Origin of the sequence: Salipiger sp. H15 (assembly GCF_040409955.1) — a bacterium.
Lineage (GTDB): Bacteria > Pseudomonadota > Alphaproteobacteria > Rhodobacterales > Rhodobacteraceae > Salipiger.
Genome location: NZ_CP123384.1, coordinates 1994596 through 2012821, shown reverse-complemented (window position 1 = coordinate 2012821; position 18226 = coordinate 1994596). Strand labels below are relative to the sequence as shown.

At 70.0% G+C, this 18226-nt stretch carries 19 protein-coding genes; 5 read left to right on the top strand and 14 right to left on the bottom strand.

Annotation, left to right across the window (positions count from 1 at the left end):
* Window positions 1-35: 35 nt before the first annotated feature.
* Window positions 36-1532 (bottom strand): exodeoxyribonuclease VII large subunit, encoded by a 1497-nt coding sequence (gene xseA, locus PVT71_RS09885; RefSeq protein WP_353471616.1) that lies wholly within the window; start codon window positions 1530-1532, stop codon window positions 36-38.
* Window positions 1533-1697: 165 nt separating this feature from the next.
* Between xseA and purD the strand changes: the two genes are divergently transcribed.
* Complete coding sequence (purD, locus tag PVT71_RS09880; RefSeq protein ID WP_353471615.1) at window positions 1698-2960, top strand: phosphoribosylamine--glycine ligase; 1263 nt, start codon at window positions 1698-1700, stop codon at window positions 2958-2960.
* A 164-nt stretch (window positions 2961-3124) separates the two neighbouring features.
* On the opposite strand, the gene PVT71_RS09875 is transcribed toward purD, so the two are convergent.
* Window positions 3125-3700, bottom strand: coding sequence for a 5-formyltetrahydrofolate cyclo-ligase (locus tag PVT71_RS09875; RefSeq protein ID WP_353471614.1), 576 nt, complete (start codon window positions 3698-3700; stop codon window positions 3125-3127).
* A 7-nt stretch (window positions 3701-3707) separates the two neighbouring features.
* The gene (mgtE, locus tag PVT71_RS09870) at window positions 3708-5102 is read right to left on the bottom strand and encodes a magnesium transporter (RefSeq protein ID WP_353471613.1); all 1395 of its coding nucleotides are present in this window, start codon (window positions 5100-5102) and stop codon (window positions 3708-3710) included.
* Between the two features lie 122 nt (window positions 5103-5224).
* Here mgtE and guaD point away from each other — a divergent pair, with 122 nt between their 5' ends.
* The gene (gene guaD, locus PVT71_RS09865) at window positions 5225-6526 is read left to right on the top strand and encodes a guanine deaminase (protein WP_353471612.1); all 1302 of its coding nucleotides are present in this window, start codon (window positions 5225-5227) and stop codon (window positions 6524-6526) included.
* 10 nt (window positions 6527-6536) lie between these two features.
* On the opposite strand, the gene PVT71_RS09860 is transcribed toward guaD, so the two are convergent.
* The 6 genes from PVT71_RS09860 to PVT71_RS09835 form a co-directional block, all read right to left on the bottom strand.
* Entirely contained in the window at window positions 6537-7145 is a 609-nt protein-coding gene (locus PVT71_RS09860; RefSeq protein ID WP_353471611.1) for a CAP domain-containing protein, read from the bottom strand.
* Window positions 7146-7220: 75 nt separating this feature from the next.
* Window positions 7221-8444: an MFS transporter gene (locus PVT71_RS09855; RefSeq protein ID WP_353471610.1), complete on the bottom strand. Its 1224-nt coding sequence runs from the start codon at window positions 8442-8444 to the stop codon at window positions 7221-7223.
* 91 nt (window positions 8445-8535) lie between these two features.
* A complete protein-coding gene (locus PVT71_RS09850; protein ID WP_353471609.1) occupies window positions 8536-9006 on the bottom strand; it encodes a CAP domain-containing protein in 471 nt (156 codons plus the stop codon).
* Window positions 9007-9034: 28 nt separating this feature from the next.
* Window positions 9035-10375 (bottom strand): 8-oxoguanine deaminase, encoded by a 1341-nt coding sequence (locus PVT71_RS09845; protein WP_353471608.1) that lies wholly within the window; start codon window positions 10373-10375, stop codon window positions 9035-9037.
* A 131-nt stretch (window positions 10376-10506) separates the two neighbouring features.
* Window positions 10507-11307 carry a histidinol-phosphatase gene (gene hisN, locus PVT71_RS09840; RefSeq protein ID WP_353471607.1) on the bottom strand — a complete coding sequence of 267 codons (801 nt, stop codon included), beginning with the start codon at window positions 11305-11307 and terminating at the stop codon, window positions 10507-10509.
* A 63-nt stretch (window positions 11308-11370) separates the two neighbouring features.
* A complete protein-coding gene (locus tag PVT71_RS09835; RefSeq protein WP_353471606.1) occupies window positions 11371-11757 on the bottom strand; it encodes a helix-turn-helix transcriptional regulator in 387 nt (128 codons plus the stop codon).
* A 300-nt stretch (window positions 11758-12057) separates the two neighbouring features.
* On the opposite strand from PVT71_RS09835, the gene PVT71_RS09830 reads away from it, so the two are divergent.
* Complete coding sequence (locus PVT71_RS09830) at window positions 12058-13023, top strand: NADPH:quinone oxidoreductase family protein (RefSeq protein ID WP_353471605.1); 966 nt, start codon at window positions 12058-12060, stop codon at window positions 13021-13023.
* Window positions 13024-13026: 3 nt separating this feature from the next.
* On the opposite strand, the gene PVT71_RS09825 is transcribed toward PVT71_RS09830, so the two are convergent.
* Window positions 13027-13899 carry a LysR family transcriptional regulator gene (locus tag PVT71_RS09825; RefSeq protein WP_353471604.1) on the bottom strand — a complete coding sequence of 291 codons (873 nt, stop codon included), beginning with the start codon at window positions 13897-13899 and terminating at the stop codon, window positions 13027-13029.
* A gap of 126 nt (window positions 13900-14025) precedes the next feature.
* On the opposite strand from PVT71_RS09825, the gene PVT71_RS09820 reads away from it, so the two are divergent.
* Window positions 14026-14241 carry a DUF1127 domain-containing protein gene (locus PVT71_RS09820; RefSeq protein ID WP_353471603.1) on the top strand — a complete coding sequence of 72 codons (216 nt, stop codon included), beginning with the start codon at window positions 14026-14028 and terminating at the stop codon, window positions 14239-14241.
* Window positions 14242-14483: 242 nt separating this feature from the next.
* Entirely contained in the window at window positions 14484-15227 is a 744-nt protein-coding gene (locus tag PVT71_RS09815; RefSeq protein ID WP_353471602.1) for a Bax inhibitor-1/YccA family protein, read from the top strand.
* A gap of 76 nt (window positions 15228-15303) precedes the next feature.
* Here PVT71_RS09815 and PVT71_RS09810 read toward each other — a convergent pair whose 3' ends face one another.
* The 4 genes from PVT71_RS09810 to rpmG all read right to left on the bottom strand — a co-directional run bounded on the left by PVT71_RS09810 (window position 15304) and on the right by rpmG (window position 18087).
* Window positions 15304-15990, bottom strand: a complete 687-nt coding sequence (locus PVT71_RS09810) for an aminotransferase class IV family protein (protein ID WP_353471601.1) — start codon at window positions 15988-15990, stop codon at window positions 15304-15306.
* The gene (locus tag PVT71_RS09805) at window positions 15948-17084 is read right to left on the bottom strand and encodes an aminodeoxychorismate synthase component I (protein WP_353471600.1); all 1137 of its coding nucleotides are present in this window, start codon (window positions 17082-17084) and stop codon (window positions 15948-15950) included. The genes PVT71_RS09810 and PVT71_RS09805 overlap by 43 nt, the downstream gene beginning before the upstream one ends.
* A 132-nt stretch (window positions 17085-17216) precedes the next feature.
* The gene (locus PVT71_RS09800; protein WP_353471599.1) at window positions 17217-17576 is read right to left on the bottom strand and encodes a hypothetical protein; all 360 of its coding nucleotides are present in this window, start codon (window positions 17574-17576) and stop codon (window positions 17217-17219) included.
* A 343-nt stretch (window positions 17577-17919) separates the two neighbouring features.
* Window positions 17920-18087: a 50S ribosomal protein L33 gene (gene rpmG, locus PVT71_RS09795; protein ID WP_007799108.1), complete on the bottom strand. Its 168-nt coding sequence runs from the start codon at window positions 18085-18087 to the stop codon at window positions 17920-17922.
* Window positions 18088-18226 lie beyond the last annotated feature (139 nt).

Below are 18226 nucleotides of genomic sequence, written 5' to 3'. Positions count from 1 at the left end.
GGCAGACGGGGGCAGCGCCCCCGCCCCACGCTGGCTCAGAACAGGCTGCCCTGCTCCGGCGCCTTGCCCCCGACCTTTGCCTTGCCGGGCGCGGCGCTGCCGCCGATCCTGACCGCCCCATCGGCGAACTCGATCTCCAGCCCCGAGGCTTCCTTTGCAGCGGCGGCGGAGGTCAGCACCTGTCCGCCCTCGCCGCGCACCACCGCGTAGCCGCGCGCCAGCGTGCCCTTGTAGCTCAGTGTCTGCAGCAGCCGGTCGAGCCCGTCGAGCCGGTCGCGCGGCGCCTCGACCCGGCGCGCCCCCGCGTCCCCGAGCCGCTTGCCGAGCGCCTGCAGCCGGTCGCGCCCGAGCGCGATCTCGCGCTCGATGGGGCGGATCGAGAGCCGGTCGGCGCGGCGTCCCAGCGCCTCGGCGCGGGTGGCGAGCATCCGGGCCAGCAGCGCCGGGCGCAGCGCGCCGGCGGGCTGCGACAGCGCCAGACGCCGCCGGTCGACGCCGCGGATCAGCGCCTGCGGCAGCCGGTCCGACAGCAGGTCGAGCCTTTGCCGCGGCTGGTCGAGCAGTGTCTCGGCGCGCGGCAGGGCGCGGGCAAGGTCGCGCAGGCGCTGGCCGCGCACCTCGAGCCGGTGGGTCAGCGCGCGGGTGAGGCGCAGCTGCGCCTCGCCGGTCCGCGCCAGCAGCTCCATGCGCACCGGCACCGCCATCTCGGCGGCGGCGGTGGGCGTCGGCGCGCGGCGGTCCGAGACGAAATCGATCAGCGTCGTGTCGGTTTCGTGGCCGACTGCGGAGATGAGCGGGATGCGCGAGGCGGCGGCGGCGCGGGCCACGATCTCCTCGTTGAAGCCCCAGAGATCCTCGACCGAGCCGCCGCCGCGGGCAACGATCAGCAGGTCCGGCCGCGGCAGCGCGCCGCCCGGGGTGAACTTGTTGAAGCCTTCAATCGCCCGCGCCACCTCGGCGGCCGAGGTCTTGCCCTGCACCGCCACCGGCCAGATCAGCACCTTGCGCGGGAACCGCTCGCGCAGCCGGTGCAGGATGTCGCGGATCACCGCGCCCGAGGGCGAGGTCACCACGCCGATGATCTCGGGCAGGAAAGGCAGCGGCTTCTTGCGCGCGGGGTCAAAGAGCCCCTCGGCCTGCAGCATGGCCTTGCGCTTCTCGAGCATCGCCATGAGCGCACCGAGGCCCGCGGGCCGCATGTCCTCGATGATGATCTGGTAGCGCGACTGGCCGGGATAGGTGGTCAGCCGCCCGGTGCAGATCACCTCCATCCCCTCCTCGGGCTGCATCTCGAGCTTCGAGGCGACGCCGCGCCAGACGATGCCCGAGATCACCGAGCTGTCGTCCTTGAGATCGAGATAGAGATGCCCCGAGCGCGGCCGCGAGATGCGCCCGAGCTCGCCGCGCACCCGCACGAAGCCGAACTCGCCCTCGATCACCCGTTTCACCGCGCCCGAAAGCTCGGAGACGGTGAATTCCGGCATGTTGCCGTCGCCTGCGCCCTCTGGCGCGTCGTCTTCGAAGAGATCCATGGTGCCCGTCTTGCCGTGAGTGCCGTTCCGGGCTGCATCGCCCGCGTTGCCGCCAGACTAGCGGCAGGTGGCGGCGAGGGAAAGGTGGACGCGCCCTGCCTTCTTGCCAGATCCCCCCGCCCCGGCTAGGAAGCCCGCGATCCTTACCTTGAGAGAGCGGGCCCCATGAACATCCTCATCCTCGGCGGCGGCGGTCGCGAACATGCGCTCGCGTGGGCGGTCATGCAGAACCCCAAGTGCGACAAGCTGATCGTCGCGCCGGGCAACGCCGGCATCGCGCAGATCGCCGAATGCGCCGCGCTCGACGTCGAGGACGGCGGAGCGGTGGCCGAGTTCGCCGGGGAGAACGCCATCGACCTCGTCATCGTCGGCCCCGAGGCGCCGCTGGCCGCGGGCGTCGCCGACCGGCTGCGCGAGGCGGGCGTGCTGGTCTTCGGCCCGTCGCAGGCCGCCGCGCGGCTCGAAGCCTCGAAGAGCTTCACCAAGGAAATCTGCGACGCCGCCAAGGCGCCGACCGCGGGCTACGGCCACTTCACCGACGCCGAGGCCGCCAAGGCCTACGTGCGGGCGCAGGTCGCGCCGATCGTGGTCAAGGCCGACGGGCTCGCCGCCGGCAAGGGCGTGATCATCGCCGAGACCGTGGCCGAGGCCGAGGCGGCCATCGACGACATGTTCGGCGGCGCCTTCGGCGGTGCGGGCGCCGAGGTGGTGATCGAGGAGTTCATGACCGGCGAGGAAGCGTCGTATTTCGTGCTCGTGGACGGCACCGACGTGCTGCCGATCGGCACCGCGCAGGACCACAAGCGCGTCGGCGACGGCGACACCGGCCCCAACACCGGCGGCATGGGTGCCTATTCCCCCGCCCCGGTGCTCTCGGACGAGGTGGCGCAGAAGGCGCTCGACGAGATCGTCAAGCCCACCATGGCCGAGATGGCGCGCCGCGGCACCCCCTACCAGGGCGTGCTCTACGTCGGCCTGATGATCGAGAACGGTCAGCCGCGGCTGGTGGAATACAACGTCCGCTTCGGCGATCCCGAGTGCCAGGTGCTGATGATGCGCCTCGGCGGGCAGGCGCTCGACCTCATCCACGCCTGCGCCGAAGGGCGGCTGGCCGAGGCCAGGGTGACCTGGGCCGACGATCACGCGATGACCGTGGTGATGGCGGCCGAGGGCTACCCGGGGACCTACAGGAAGGGCACGGTGATCGGCGGGCTGGAGGCGCTGCCCGAGGACAGCTTCACCCAGATGTTCCACGCCGGCACCGCCGAGAAGGACGGCGCGATCGTCGCCACCGGCGGCCGCGTGCTCAGCGCCACCGCCCGCGGCGCGACGCTGGCCGAGGCGCAGGCCCGCGCCTACGCGCTGGTCGACGCGGTGGACTGGCCCGAGGGCTTCTGCCGCCGCGACATCGGCTGGCGGGCGCTCTGAACTCCTGAGGCCGGCGCGGGCGCGCAGGTCGGCAAGGGGGCGCTGCCCCATCTGCGGCTGCGCCGCATTCACCCCCGGCGTATTTGGAAAGAGAAGAAGGGGGCGGGCCGCGCGGGCGGGCCGCCCTTTTTCCTGCCCGGTGTCCTGCCCGGGCGCGGCGCGGGTCAGCGGCGGGCGGGGGTGATGATCTCGCGCTCGGTGACGATGAGGTCGAGCGGCGCGTCGGTCGGCTCGAGCGGGATGTCCTCCGCCTCCTGCCCGGCATAGGCAAAGCCGATGGCATAGGCCGGGCGCGCGGCGCGCAGCGCGGCGAGCGTGCGGTCGTAGAAGCCGCCGCCATAGCCCAGCCGGTGGCCGGCGCGGGTGAAGGCGAGCAGCGGCACGATGAGGATCTCGGGGGTGAGGTACTCGGGCGCCTCGGGCACCATCGCACCGTAGGGCCCCGGCACCAGCGCCATGTCCGGCTCCCAGCGGGCGAAGCGCAGCGGCGTGCCCATGGCGCCGATTACCGGGATCGCCACCGGGCCATGCGCCGCCGCCTCGGCCATGGCGGGCAGCGGATCGATCTCGGAGCGGATCGGCATGTAGCCCGAGAGCGGCACGCCGCGGAAGCCCGCGAGCACCGAGCTCAGCATCCCCGCCCCGGCGCCGATGTCGGCGGCATGGGCCTCGGCGCGGCGCAGCCCCGCCTCGGCGCGGGCGGCGCGCTTGAGCTCGGCAAGGTCGATGGCCCCGGTCATCGCCGCCTCACAAGAGGAAGAGGGCCGCGAGGCCGAGGAAGGACAGGAAGCCCACCACGTCGGTCGTGGTGGTCACGAATGTGCCCGAGGCCAGCGCCGGGTCGATCTTCATCCGGTCGAGCGTCACCGGCACCATGATCCCGGCGAAGGCGGCGGTCAGCAGGGTGATCACCATGGCCGAGGCAATGACCGCGCCCAGCATCGGCGAGCCGAACCAGAGGTATTCGAGCACGGCGATGGCCAGCGCGAAGACCCCGCCGTTGACGAAGCCCACGCCGATCTCGCGCCCGACCACGCGCCAGAAGTTCGAGCCGGTGAGGTCCTTGGTGGCCAGCGCCCGCACCGTCACCGTCAGCACCTGCGTGCCGGCATTGCCGCCCATCGAGGCGACGATGGGCATCAGCACCGCCAGCGCGACGATCTCGGCGATCACGTCCTCGAACTGCGCGATGACGAAGCTCGAGAGCAGCGCGGTGCAGAGGTTGACCGCCAGCCAGGGCGTGCGCTGGCGCACCGTGGCGAAGAGGCTGTCCGAGATGTGGCTCTCCTCGCCGACGCCGGCGAGGCGCAGGATGTCCTCCTCGTGCTCCTCGTCGAGCACGGCCATGGCGTCGTCGATGGTGATCACGCCGACCAGCCGGTCGTTCTCGTCCACCACCGGGGCAGAGATCAGGTGGTACTGGTTGAAGGCATAGGCGACGTCGGATTCCGGCCGGGTGACCGGGATCACGTGGAAGGTCTCCTCGACCAGCGACTTCAGCAGCACCTCGCGGCGCGAGGCCATCAGCTTGCCGAGCGTCACGTTGCCCACCGGGCGCAGCTTCGGATCGACGAGGATGATGTGGTAGAACTGCTCGGGCAAATCGTCCGAGCTGCGCAGGAAGTCGATCGCCTCGCCGACGTTCCAGTGCTCGGGGGCCATCACCACCTCGCGCTGCATCAGGCGGCCGGCGGAATATTCCGGGTAGGTCAGCGATTTCTCGACCGCGACCCGGTCGCTGTCCTCGAGCACCTCGAGGATCGCGTCCTGCTGTTCCTGATCGAGGTCTTCCAGCAGGTCGACCACGTCGTCGGAATCGAGCTCGCGCACGGCCTCGGCGAGGACCTCGGGGGTCAGCGCGCGGATCACCTCCTCGCGGATCGACTCGTCGAGTTCGGAAAGGATCTCGCCGTCGAACTCCTTGTCGTAGAGCTTGATCAGCCGCATCCGGTCGAAGGCGTTGATCTGCTCGAGAAGGTCGGCGATGTCGGCGGCGTGCAGCGGCTCCATGAGCGCGACGAGCTGCTCGCGGTCGCCCACGTCGACCGCGTAGAGGATCGCGCTGACCACCTTGCGTTCAAGCGGGTTGGTCTCGTCCTCGTGAGTCTCTTCCGCCGCCGGGTTTCCGGTCTCTTCGGTCATGCCTGCCCCGTTGAATGCCGTTCGCCGAGACCTTAGGGGATTGCGGGAACAAGCAACAGAGGCGCATTGCGCTTGACCCGCGCCGACCGCATCCTAGGCCGGCCGCCGACACGAGGACCGACATGGCCCAGACCCTTCCGCAGACCCTTCACCTCGGCCAGACGCTGAGCTTCGCCGCCTCGCCCTTCGCCGAGGGGCCGGGCGCGGCGCGACACGAGAGCGCCGGGGCGCTGCTGGTCGAGGGCGGCGTGATTCGCGATCTCGGCTCCGCCGAGGCGCTGCGCGCGGCGCATCCGCAGGCCGAGGTGGTGGACCATGGCGATGCGCTGATCGTGCCGGGCTTCGTCGATGCGCACGCGCATTACCCGCAGACCGGGATGATCGCGAGCTGGGGCAAGCGGCTGATCGACTGGCTCAATCACTACACCTTCCCCACCGAGGCGCGCTTTGCCGACCGCGCCTTCGCGGACGAGATCGCCGGGCGCTACCTCGACCTGCTGCTCGCGCATGGCACCACCTCGGTCTGCTCCTACTGCACGATCCACCCCGCATCCGTCGAGGCGCTGTTCGCCGCCGCCGAGGCGCGGGGGATGCGGGTCTTTGCCGGAAAGACCTGCATGGACCGCGACACCGCCCCCGACTTCCTGCGCGACAGCGCGCAGTCGGCCTACGACGACAGCAAGGCGCTGCTCGAGCGCTGGCATGGGCGCGGACGGGCGGAATACGTGATCACGCCGCGCTTCTCGCCGACCTCGACGCCCGAGCAGCTGAGCGCGCTCGGCGCGCTCTGGGCCGAGCATCCCGAGGTGCTGATGCAGACCCACCTTTCGGAACAGACCGACGAGATCGCCTGGGTGAAATCGCTCTACCCGCAGGCGCGCGACTACCTCGACACCTACGAGGCCTACGGGCTCTTGGGCGAGCGCGGCCTCTACGGCCATGCCATCCACCTCGAGCCGCGCGAACATGCCCGGCTGAAGGAGGTGAACGCGGCGCTGGTGCACTGCCCGACCTCGAACACCTTCATCGGCTCGGGGCTCTTCGACATGGACGGGCTGACCCGGGCCGGGCTGCGCGTCGGGCTCGCCACCGACACCGGGGGCGGCTCGTCCTTCTCGATGCTGCGCACCATGGCGGCGGCCTACGAGGTGGCGCAGTTGCGCCACCGCCCGCTGCACCCGGCGGAACTCTTGTGGCTGGCGACACAGGGCTCGGCCGAGGCGCTCATGGCGGGCGACCGGATCGGCAACCTCGCGCCGGGGCTCGAGGCGGATTTCACCGTGCTCGACCTTGCCTCCACCCCCGCCATCGCGCAGCGCGTGACAAGCGCCGGCGACATATGGGAGGCGCTCTTCCCGACGATCATGATGGGCGACGACCGCGCGATCCGCGCCACCTACGTGGCAGGGCGGCGCGCGGTCTGAGCCGGAGGCGCTACTTGCGCACCCCCATGACCAGCGTCCAGTAGCGCCCGTTCTGCGCGAGGCCGAACTCGCGCACGTCGGTGCGCAGCATGGCGGTCCGGTGCGAGGGGGATTTCTCCCAGAGCTCCATCGCGCTCTGGATGCCGAGCGGGGTCATCGCGACGTTCTCCGACACGTGGCGGTAGGGGTAGCCCGCCGCCTGCGCCCGCGCGCCGACCCGGCTGCCGTCGCTGCCCACGTGGCTCATCTTGTTCATCCGCGCCATGTCGTCGGAATGGTCCTGCGCGGCGCGCTGCAGCTGCGCCGAGCGGGTGAGCGGCGCCAGCCCCTGCGCCCGCCGCCAGCCATTGAAGGCCGCCGCCGCCTCGGCCTGCGAGCTGACCACGACCTGCGCCGGGGCGCGGCGCAGCTCGACGATGCTCGCGCCCTCGACCTGGCCGCGGGCCGAGGGCTGGTTTGCGGCCGGGACCGTGCCGACCGTCGCGCGCGGCGCCTGCACCACCAGCGGCCCGGCCACCTTCCCTCCGGCGCCGGGCCCCTCGCGCACGTCGATGCAGGCGGCGAGCGACAGGGTTGCAAGGACCAGTCCGAACTGGGCGGCGCGCAGCGGGCGTTTCATGGGCGGTCTCCGGGAAAAATCTCAGCTTGGCTGATAGATGGCGCAGTCCCCCCGCCCCGGCAAGCGGATGCCCCGTTATGCGCGCCCGGCCGCGCGCCGCTGCCGGTGCCGGCCCGCCGCGATGAGCAGCATGGCCACCAGCGAGATCGCCGCCCCGACGAGGAACGGCACCTGCGAGCCCGCGCTCTGCCAGAGCCAGCCCGCCAGTGTGTTCCCCGCCAGCACCACCGCGCCGGTCACGAGGTTGAACGTGCCGAAGGCGCTGCCCTTCAGCGCCTCGGGCGTGGCCCCGGCGATCATCGCCCCGAGCAGCCCCTGCGAGAAGCCCATGTGCAGCCCCCAGAGCACCGTGCCGAGCACGTAGACCCAGACCGAGCCCGCCAGCGCCAGCACGAGATGCGCGGCGACGAGGAAGCCGAGGCTGCAGAGCAACAGGCCCGTGTTGCCGATCCGGTCCGAGAGCCGCCCCACCGGGTAGGCGGTCAGCCCGTAGGCCGCGTGCATGACCACCAGCGACAGCGGCACCCATGTCGGCGAGAACCCTGCCTCGAGCGATTTCAGCAGCACGAAGGCCTCGCTGAACCGGGCGAGCATGATCAGCGAGGCCAGCGCGATCACCCCCCAGACCGCGCGGTTGAGCCTCAGGCTGTCCGACAGGCGGAAGCCGCCGCGCTTCGCCGCGCGCGGCGCCTCGGGCTCGCGCACCGCCAGCACCAGCACCAGCACCGCCAGCGCGGCGGGAAAGGCGGCGATCCAGAACACCGCCAGGATGTTGCCGCCCAGCAGCAGCATCGCCGCCACCGCGACCAGCGGGCCGACGAAGCCGCCGACCGTGTCGAGCGACTTGCGCAACCCGAAGCTGGCGCCGCGGATCTCGGGCGGGGTCACCGCGGCGATGAGCGCGTCGCGCGGGGTGCCGCGGATGCCCTTGCCGACCCGGTCCATCGCCTTGGCCAGCACGATGAGATCGAGGCTCGCCGCCAGCGGGAAGATCAGCCGCGACAGCGCGCCGAGCCCGTAGCCAAGCACCGCCAGCGGTTTGGCCCGTCCGCTGGCATCGGCCAGCACGCCCGACAGGAACTTGGTCAGCGTCGCTATCGCCACCGACAGCCCCTCGATCACCCCGATCGCGAGGACCGAGGCGCCGAGCCCGCCGGCGAGGTAGAGCGGCAGCAGCGCGTTCACCATCTCCGACGAGACATCCATCAGCAGGCTGACGATGCCCAGCATCCAGACGGTGGCGGGGATGGCGGGTCGGGTCGGGGCGGACGGATCGCCCGCGCGGGAAAGGAAGGTCATGGCGTGCCCGGGGAGGTTGCGCCCCCTTCAAAGCACGGTTTCGCGGCCGCAGGCAATCGCCGCCACGCGCTCATCCGCCGCGTGGCGCGGATCACTTGGTGCGCGCCAGCACCATGACCCAGTAATTGCCGGAGCGGGCGATGCCGTATTCCGACACGTCCGGCTTGAGCATGTTGGCAAGGTGCGGCGGCGAGTTGATCCAGCCCTGCATCGCCCCGTCGAGCCCGCCGCCGTTCAGCGCGACGTTCTCGGCCGCGCGCCGCATGTTGTAGCCGCTGCGCTTGACCCGGTCGCCGATCTGGCTGCCGTCGCTGCCGGTGTGGGTCAGCTTGTCCATGCGCGCCATGTCGCTCGCATGGCCCTGCGCGACCTTCTCGAGCACCGGCGAGTAGCTCAGCGCGGCAAGGCCCTGCTGCTGGCGTAACGCGTTGAGCTGCGCCCCCGACGGGTCCTCGAGGAATTGCACCGGCTCGCCGCCGGTGCCGGATTGCGGCAGCGGCACCACCACGCAGGCGGAAAGCAGCATCACGGGAAGCAAGCAGGCGGTCAGAAGTCGTCGCATCGGGTCCTCCGGTGTCGGGTCTGGTGGCTCAGCTCAGTCCTGCCAGCGTACGCGCCATTTCCTTGTGACGCGTCAACGCGGCCTCGATGTCGATGGTAGCGATGCGCCAGTCCCGCACAACCTGTCGCCCGTCGACGAAGAGGTGGCGCACCTTCTGCGGCCCGGCGAGCAGCAGCGCCGCGGGATCCCAGCTGCCGGCGCTCTCGATGCCGCCGACGTCCCAGAGCGCCAGATCGGCGCGCATCCCCACGGCGACCTGCCCGCAGTCGAAGCGGCCCAGCACCTCGGCGCCGCCCCGCGTCGCCACGCGCAGCGCAGCGCGGGCGCTCATCGCGTCGGCGCCGTTCTCCACCCGCTGCAGCAGCATCGCCTGCCGCGCCTCGCCGATGAGGCTGGCCATGTCGTTGCTCGCCGAGCCGTCGACGCCGAGCCCGACGTTGACCCCCGCGTCCAGCATCGCCCGCACCGGCGCGATGCCCGAGCCGAGGCGGCAGTTCGAACAGGGGCAATGCGCGACCCCGGTGCGCGTCGCGGCGAAGAGGTCGATCTCCTGCCCGTCGAGCTTCACGCAATGGGCGTGCCAGACATCGGGGCCGGTCCAGCCGAGATCCTCGGCGTATTGCCCCGGGCGGCAGCCGAACTTCTCGAGCGAATAGGCCACGTCCTCGTCGTTCTCGGCGAGGTGGGTGTGCATCATCACCCCCTTGTCGCGGGCGAGGATGGCGCTGTCGCGCATCAGCTCGCGGCTCACCGAGAAGGGCGAGCAGGGCGCCACGCCGACACGCACCATCGCGCCCTCGGACGGGTCGTGGAAGGCGTCGATCACCCGGATGCAGTCCTCGAGGATGGCGCCCTCGTCCTCCACCAGCGAGTCCGGCGGCAGCCCGCCCTTGCTGACCCCGATGCTCATGCTGCCGCGGGTGGCGTGGAACCGCAGGCCGATGTCCTGCGCCGCGGCGATGCTGTCATCGAGCCGCGCGCCATTGGGGTAGAGATAGAGGTGGTCCGAGCTCATCGTGCAACCCGAGAGCGCGAGTTCCGCCAGCCCGACCTGCGCCGAGATGTAGAACTCCTCGGGCCCGAAGCGTTCCCAGATCGGGTAGAGCGTCTGCAGCCAGCCGAAGAGCAGCGCGTCCTGCCCGCCCGGCACCGCCTTGGTGAGCCCCTGGTAGAGATGGTGATGGGTGTTCACCAGCCCCGGGGTGACAACGCAATGCCGCGCATCGACGATCTCGCCGGTGGTCTCGAGCCGCGCGCCGATTTCCGCGATGACCCCGTCACGCAGCAGGATGTCGGCATCCGCAAGCTCGGTCCCGTCATCGTCCATGGTCAGGACGGTGCGCGCGTTGCGGATCAGGAATTCGCTCATCTCGGGGCTCCTCGCAGGTGTGGCGCCACCCTGCCCCCGCGGGACAGGGAAGGAAAGATTGGCGCGGCGTGAGGCTGTTTCGTGATTTCGGGAAGAATGGAAGGGCCGTGTTCGCCGGCCCCTGCCCCGCCTCAGCCGTTGAGCAGCGCCATGGCCTCGGCATGGATCTGCGCGTTCGCCGCGGCCAGCACCTGCCCGCCCTCGTGCGCCTTGCCGCCCTGCCAGTCGGTGACCACGCCGCCCGCGGCCTCGATCACCGCGATCGGCGCCTGCACGTCATAGGCCTGCAGCCCGGCCTCGATCACCAGGTCGATCTGCCCGGCGGCCAGCAGCGCATAGGCATAGCAATCCATGCCGTAGCGGGTCAGCCGCGCCTGCGCCGAGACCCGCCGGAAGGCCGCGCCCTCGGCCGCCGTCCCGACCTCGGGGAAGGTGGTGAAGAGGATCGCCTCCGAGAGCGGCCGCGCGGTGCGCGCGCCGAGCGGCCTCGTGCCGAGCGGGCCGGACCATTGCGCCCGGCCGAGCCCGCCTTCGAAACGCTCGAGCGTGTAGGGCTGGTCGATCACCCCGAGCACCGGGCCGGCCTCGTCCGAGAGGGCGATCAGCACGCCCCAGGTCGGCGTGCCCGACAGGAAGCCGCGCGTGCCGTCGATCGGGTCGAGCACCCAGGTCAGCCCGCTTTCGCCCGCCGCCCGGCCGTATTCCTCGCCGAGGATCGCGTCCATCGGGCGCAGCTCGGCCAGCACCTCGCGCATCGCCTTCTCGGCGGCGCGGTCGGCGACGGTCACCGGGTCGAAGCCTTCGGACAGCTTGTTGTCCGCCCCCAGCCCCTCGGCACGGAAATGCGGCAGGATCGCCGCGCGTGCGGCTTCCGCCATCACTCCGGCGGTGCGCCAGAGCTCCTGTGCCAGTTCTTCGGAAATCTCGGCCATGACTGCCCCCTGCTGCACGATCCCTTGCCTCGGGAAATCAGCTATCGCAGGGGGCGCTCAGGCTCAAGCGACGTCGGACAGGACGCGCGCCAGTTCGAACAGGCGGCGGCGCTGGTTTTCCGGGATCGCGTAGTAGGACCGCACGAGATCGAGCGCTTCCTTGTCGCCGAGGATGTCGGTCGGCATCGCGGGGACCGCGGGCGCCTCGGCCGTCTCGGTGGCCTGCTGCTCGCTCTCGATGCCCTCGAAGAAGAAGCTCACCGGCACTTCGAGCGCGTCGGCGATGTCCCAGAGGCGGGAGGCGCTGACGCGGTTCGCACCGGTCTCGTACTTTTGGATCTGCTGAAACTTGATGCCCACATGTTCTGCGAGCTGCTGCTGCGTCATACCAACGAGCCAGCGACGGTGACGAATGCGTTTACCCACATGAACGTCCACGGGATGCGTCATCGTATTTTCCTTTTCACTCGCCCTGTGCATAAAAACAGAGCACTAACAAAAAACCGACCGCTCACAGCAGCGGCCGGAGCCACACTTTTAACGTGAACAAAAGCTACCTTGCTTCTCCGCGACAGATCAAGGGAGTTGCACCCCGACCGCTGAGCAGGGAGACCGGGTTGCACTCAACGGTTGTAAATCCAAACAATGACTTAACGTCGCTTCCCGTGGTTTCATATTTTTGCCAAGTTCTGCGGGGAGCAGCATTTTATTTGGGCACGCCCCCGCGAAACCTATACGGACGGATACGCCATGCTAGCCTATCGGATTGACTCTTCTGGCGGCATCCCGAATCTCGCCACGATTCGATTCCCCGAGCCCGGCAGCGGGCAGATTCGCCTCCGGATCGAGGCTTGCGGCCTCAATTTCGCCGATCTCCTGATGATCGAAGGGCGGTACCAGGATACGCCCGAGCCGCCGTTCACCCTCGGAATGGAGGTCGCCGGGGTCGTCGATGCGCTTGGTCCGGGCGTCGAAACGCTCGAGATCGGGCAACGCGTGGCGCTCTTCGGCGGCCAGGGCGGGCTCGCGGAATACGGGATTTTCGACGCCGCGCGCGCCGTGCCCCTGCCCGCCAGCATGAGCAGCACCATCGCCGCCGGATTTCAGATTGCTTATGGCACCAGCCACCTCGCGCTGGATCACCGCGCCCGGCTGCAGCCCGGCGAGACGCTGCTCGTCCTCGGCGCGGCGGGGGGCGTCGGCCTGACCGCGGTCGAGATCGGCAAGCTCATGGGCGCGCGGGTGATCGCCTGCGCCCGCGGTCCCGAGAAGCTCGAGGTGGCGCGCCGTGCCGGGGCCGATCACCTGATCGACGCGGCCAGCGCCGACATCCGCGCCGAGGTCCGCGCGCTCGGCGGCGCCGACGTGGTCTATGATGCCGTAGGCGGCGAGCAGTTCGACGCCGCCTTCCGCGCCTGCAACCCCGAGGCGCGGATCCTCAGCATCGGCTTCGCCAGCGGCACCGTGCCGCAGATCAAGGCCAACCACCTGCTGGTCAAGAACCTCACCGTCATGGGGCTCTACTGGGGCGGCTACCTGACCTTCCGGCCCGAGGCGCTGACCGGATCGCTGGCGCAGCTCTTCGCCTGGCACGCCGCGGGCAAGCTGCACCCGCATGTCAGCCACGTGCTGCCGCTCGCCCGCGTCGCCGAGGGGCTCGAGCTGCTGCGCAGCCGCGCCTCCACCGGCAAGGTGGTGATCGAGATCCCCGGCTGAGCCCTATTCCGCCGCCAGCTCGGGCCGCCGCCGCAGCGTGCAGAACTCGCTGCGCAGCATCTCGAGCATCGGCGCGATGATCTGCGGCTTTGCGCCCGAGCCGTAGAGGCAGATCTTCTGCATCCCGAGATCGGGCAGCACGCCCTGCGGGATCATCTCGAAATGCTGCGGCGCGTGGCCCTCGAGGATCGGCGTCACCGCGAGGTCGGCCGAGACCGAGACCTCGATCGTGCGGTCCATCTCGGAATCCACCGCCAGCTCCCAGTCGAGCCCCTCGCGCTCCATCAGCGCGATGGCGACCGGGCGGAAGCCGCAGCGGCGCGAGAAGGCGATGCGCAGCGGCTTGCTCTTCCAGGCGGTGCCGCCCGGCGCGCCGAACCAGCGCAGCGGCACCTCGAGCAGCGCCTCGCCGCCCTCGACCGGCTCGCCCTCGGTGGTCAGGATCACGTCGATCGCGCCGCGCGCGAACTGCTCCTTGAGGTCCGAGGTATACGAGCTGATCAGCTGCACCCGCACCCGCGGGTAGTCGCGCTGCATGCGCTTCATGATGCGCGGGATCACCGGGTAGACGATGTCATGCGGCACGCCGAGCACGATCTCGCCCTCCCAGTCCTGCCGGGTCAGCCGCGCGTAGATCTCGTCGTTCATCTCGACCATGCGGCGCGCGTATTTCAGCAGCTGCTCGCCCGCCGGGGTCAGCGCGACGCCGCGGCCCGAGCGATCGAGCAGCGCGAGGCCCAACATCTCTTCCAGCCGCTTGAGCTGCATCGAGACCGCCGATTGCGTCAGGTTCAGGAAGCCCGCGGCGCGGGTCACCCCGCCGGCGTCGGCCACCGCCACGAAGGAGCGCAGGGTCGTCAGGTCGAGGTTTCGCATGCATCAAGCTCCGTGATGAATCGCTTCAGGAACATTCGTTTTACAGATTGACCGAGGGGAAGCATAACTCATCACACAGCAACATGGAAACACAGTCTTGCATCAACATATGTGAAGGACAAGCTCATGCCCCGTGAAGTCGCCCTCCCCCGCGCCCGCATCACGCGCCGCCGCACCCCGCTCCTGAAGCTGGTGGCAGACCTCTTCGCCGTCTCCCGCCAGCGCCGCAGGCTGGCCGAGCTCGACCCGCACCTGCTGCGCGACCTCGGCCTCACCCGCGGCGAGGCGATCGACGAGGCGCGCCGCGCCTTCTGGGATGCGCCGAGCCACTGGCGGCTCTGAGCGCGCAGCGTGAGACGTCCGGCCAAGCCCCTCTCGCCGCTTCGCTTTTCGGGCCGCTCCCCCCGGGCCCGCACTGCCCTCTCCCGCGCCTGCCCCGTGCCGCGCAACCGGAGAGGGCATTTTTTGTTCTAGAACAGTCCCTTTTGACTCGCGTCCTTCTTGAAATGAGCGGCACTGCTGCCAATATCGGATCGGAACAGTTATCTTCAGGCTGCACATTTCAACTCGGAGGACACGACCCGATGGCAGACTTCAACACAATCCGGACCCACGGCGCGGCCGGCGCACGCGCGGCCCAGATTGACGCGGGGCTCCGCGCGCACATGAACAAGGTCTACGCGACCATGTCCGTGGGCATGCTGCTGACCTTCGCAGTCGCCTGGGCCGTGGGCTCGACCCCGGAACTGCTGGCCGTCTTCCGCGACCCGATGACGCTCAAGCCGAACATCCTCGGCTGGATCGCCATGTTCGCCCCGCTGATCATGGTCTTCGCCTTCGGCGCGGCCCTCAACCGCCTGTCCGCCGCCGGCGCGCAGCTGTTCTTCTACGCCTTCGCGGCGGTGATGGGCCTGTCGCTGAGCTGGATCTTCGTGGCCTTCACCGGCTTCTCGATCGCGCAGGTCTTCCTGGTGACCGCGATCGCCTTCGCCGGCCTGTCGCTCTGGGGCTACACCACGAAGAAGGACATCTCCGGCTGGGGATCGTTCCTCATCATGGGCGTGATCGGCATCCTCGTGGCCTCGATCATCAACATCTTCCTCGGCTCGCCGGCGATCTACTTCGCCATCTCGATCCTGGGTGTGCTGATCTTCGCCGGCCTGACCGCCTATGACACGCAGAACATCAAGAACACCTACATCCAGCACGCCGCCCACGGCGACAGCGAATGGCTCGCGAAATCGGCCATCGTCGGCGCGCTGAACCTCTACATGGACTTCATCAACATGTTCATGTTCCTGCTGCAGCTGCTCGGCAACCGCGACTGATCGCAGCCGAAGCCCCGGCTTCACGGCCCCGCCAGACCCCGGTCTGGCGGGGTTTTTCTTTGCCCTTTGCGCAGCCTCAGAGCGGCGACGGCAGCTCGCCCGGCAGCAACTCGGCGGGCATCAGCCCGCGCAGCGAATTGCCTATCCAGAGCCGCCTCGCCCGCTGCAGGTCACCAAGCCGCACCACCGCCTCGGCAAAGGCCCCCTCCTCCAGCAGCGCCGCGCGCAGCACCCCCGGCAGCAGCCCCGAGGAGAGCGCCGGGGTCACCCGCGCGCCGTCTTCACGCTCGAGAAAGACATTCGTGTAGGCCCCCTCGCAGAGCTCGCCGCGGGTGTTGAGGAACAGCAGCTCGTCCACCCCTGCGGGCCGGGCCGTCAGCGCGGCATCGTAGAGCGCGCGGGAGGTGGTCTTGTGGCGCAGCAGCGGGGTCTCCGGCTCCAGCCGCGCCGCGCAGAGCATCACCCGCGTCCCCGCGGGGACAGAGGCGGGATCGAAGGGGGTCGAGGTGATCTCGATGTCCCCCGCCAGCCCCACGGTCAGCCTCAGCCGCTGCGGCCCCTCCGCGTCGAACCCGTCCAGCGCCGCCTCCAGCGCCGCGCGTTCCAGCGGGATGCCGAGCGCCGCGCAGCTGGCAAGGCAGCGCGCCACGTGCCGCGCGCCGCGCAGCGCCCCGCTGCCGGGCTCCCAGCGCAGGGTCTCGATCAGGCGCAGGTCGGGGCTCAGCCCTGCTGCATCACTCCGGTCAGGAAACGGGCTTTCCACAGCGCCTCCTCGTATTCCGCCTCGCAGGTGCTGTCCTGCACGATGCCGCCGCCCACGCCCAGCAGGGCGCGGCCCTCGCCGGTCACCGTCAGCGTGCGGATCGCCACGTTGAACTCGGCCGAGCCGTCCGGCGCCATCCAGCCGAGCCCGCCGCAATAGACCCCGCGCCGCCAGCGCTCGAGGTGATGAATCGCCTTCATCGCCGCGATTTTCGGCGCGCCGGTGATCGAGCCGCAAGGGAAGATCGCGCGCAGCAGGTCGGTGATCGACGGGCGCCCCTCGAGCTCGGCCACCACGCGCGAGACCATCTGGTGCACCGTGGCGTAGCGTTCGACCTTCAGCAGGTCCGGCACCTTCACGCTGCCCGGCCGCGACAGGCGCGAGAGGTCGTTGCGCATCAGATCGACGATCATCACGTTCTCGGCCCGGTTCTTCGCGTCCGCCGCCAGCGCGCGCATCAGCGCGTCGTCCTCGGCCGGGGTGACGCCGCGCGGGGCGGTGCCCTTCATCGGCGCGACCTCGATCGCCCCCGAGGCATCAAGCCGGAAGAAGAGCTCGGGAGAGCGCGACAGGATCACCTCGCCGCCGAGCCGGGCAAAGGCGCCGTGGCCGACCGGCTGGAAGGCGCGCAGCGCCGACCAGAGCGCCTCGGGCGTGCCCTCGAAGCGCGCCTCGACCGGCATGGTCAGGTTCACCTGGTAGAGGTCGCCTGCCGCCAGCATCTCCTTGATCTCGTGGAAGGCCCCGGCATAGCGCGCGCGGCTCCAGAGCGGCGTCACGGCGGTGACGCGGGCGGGCGTGCCCTGCATCCGCGCCAGCGCCGCCGAGGCGTCCCGCGGTGCGTCGAAGATGCCGAAATGCAGCAGCGGCGCGCCGGGTTCCCAGAGGTGTGCCAGCGCGGGCTCGAGCGCGAAGCCGAGCTCGTAGGCGGCATAGCCCGCGACCCAGTGCCCGGCGGCGCGGGCCTGTTCGAGCCGCGCCAGCGCGACGAGCGCCCCGGCGGGGGTGGTGGCGGTGACCAGCTCGCGCGGGGTCTCGAAGAGTGCCGGCGTCCCGCCCGGCCCCGCCTCAAGAATGATCCGCGTCTCGTCCATGACCGCACCCGATCGCCAAATCCCGGCGCGACCCCTAGCAGGTCGCCCGCCCGGGCGCGAGGGGCCAATCCGCAGCAGAAGGGCCGCCCCTGCCGGGACGGCCCTTCGATCGTGCAGCGGGATGTCCCGCGGTCAGTTCATCGCCAGCTCGGTGCGGGCCGGGGCGCTCGTCACGGTGACCGCCTCGGCGCTGCGCTCGAAGCGGTAGGTGACGCCCGAGATGCCCGGCAGGCCGAAGGTGGCGCTGTCGCCCTCTTCGAGGCGCATGGCGACGCGCAGCGGCTCGGCGCCGGCGCGCTCGGTGTAGAAGGCAACCACCTCGACACCGGTCTCGTCGACCGGCTGGGTGTAGATCGACATGTCGACCGTGCCCTCGTGCAGCGTGCCGCCGGCGAGCGGCTCGGAGAGGGTCAGCGAGGCCGCCGAGGCAGCCAGCGGAAGCGACATGGGAAGGACGATGGCCAGCGAGGCCAGGAGGGAGGATTTGGTCATATCGGGCTCTTTCGGGTCTGCGCGAAACGCGCTGGGAGGGAGGACCGCGACTCGGGCGGCCGAATTTCTGCATTGCAGAATCTCACGAACAGGCGAACGGCGAAACCCACGTGTCGGAATGCCCGTCATGCAGTGAAATCAAGGCCTTAGATGTATGCGACGGGCTACGACGGCACACCGAACCGGGCAAGTCCCCTGCAGGTCAGCAAAAATCCCGTTCGCGCCCGCGCAGACAGGAAAAAGCGCCCCACCCCGGGCGGGGGGAGCGCTGCAACCCGAAGGCCGGAAAGACAAGAGCCGCGCGGTTTCCCGTGCGGCCCGTGTGATCCGAAATCAAGAAGGCTTACTTGATCTTGCCTTCTTTGTATTCGACGTGCTTGCGCACGACCGGGTCGTACTTCCGCACGGTCATCTTCTCGGTCATGGTACGCGCGTTTTTCTTGGTCACGTAGAAATGGCCCGTCCCGGCGGTCGAGTTCAGGCGGATCTTGATGGTGGTCGGCTTCGCCATTCTTCTTCTCCTGCAACGGGGGCGAGCGCCGCCCGTGAAATCTCTTGAAGCCCGCCTTTTACCCAGCCGCGGCCCGGAGTCAACAGCCCTTGGCCCGGGAATCGCGAGGAAGACGGATTTTCCCCAATTTCGTCCCCAG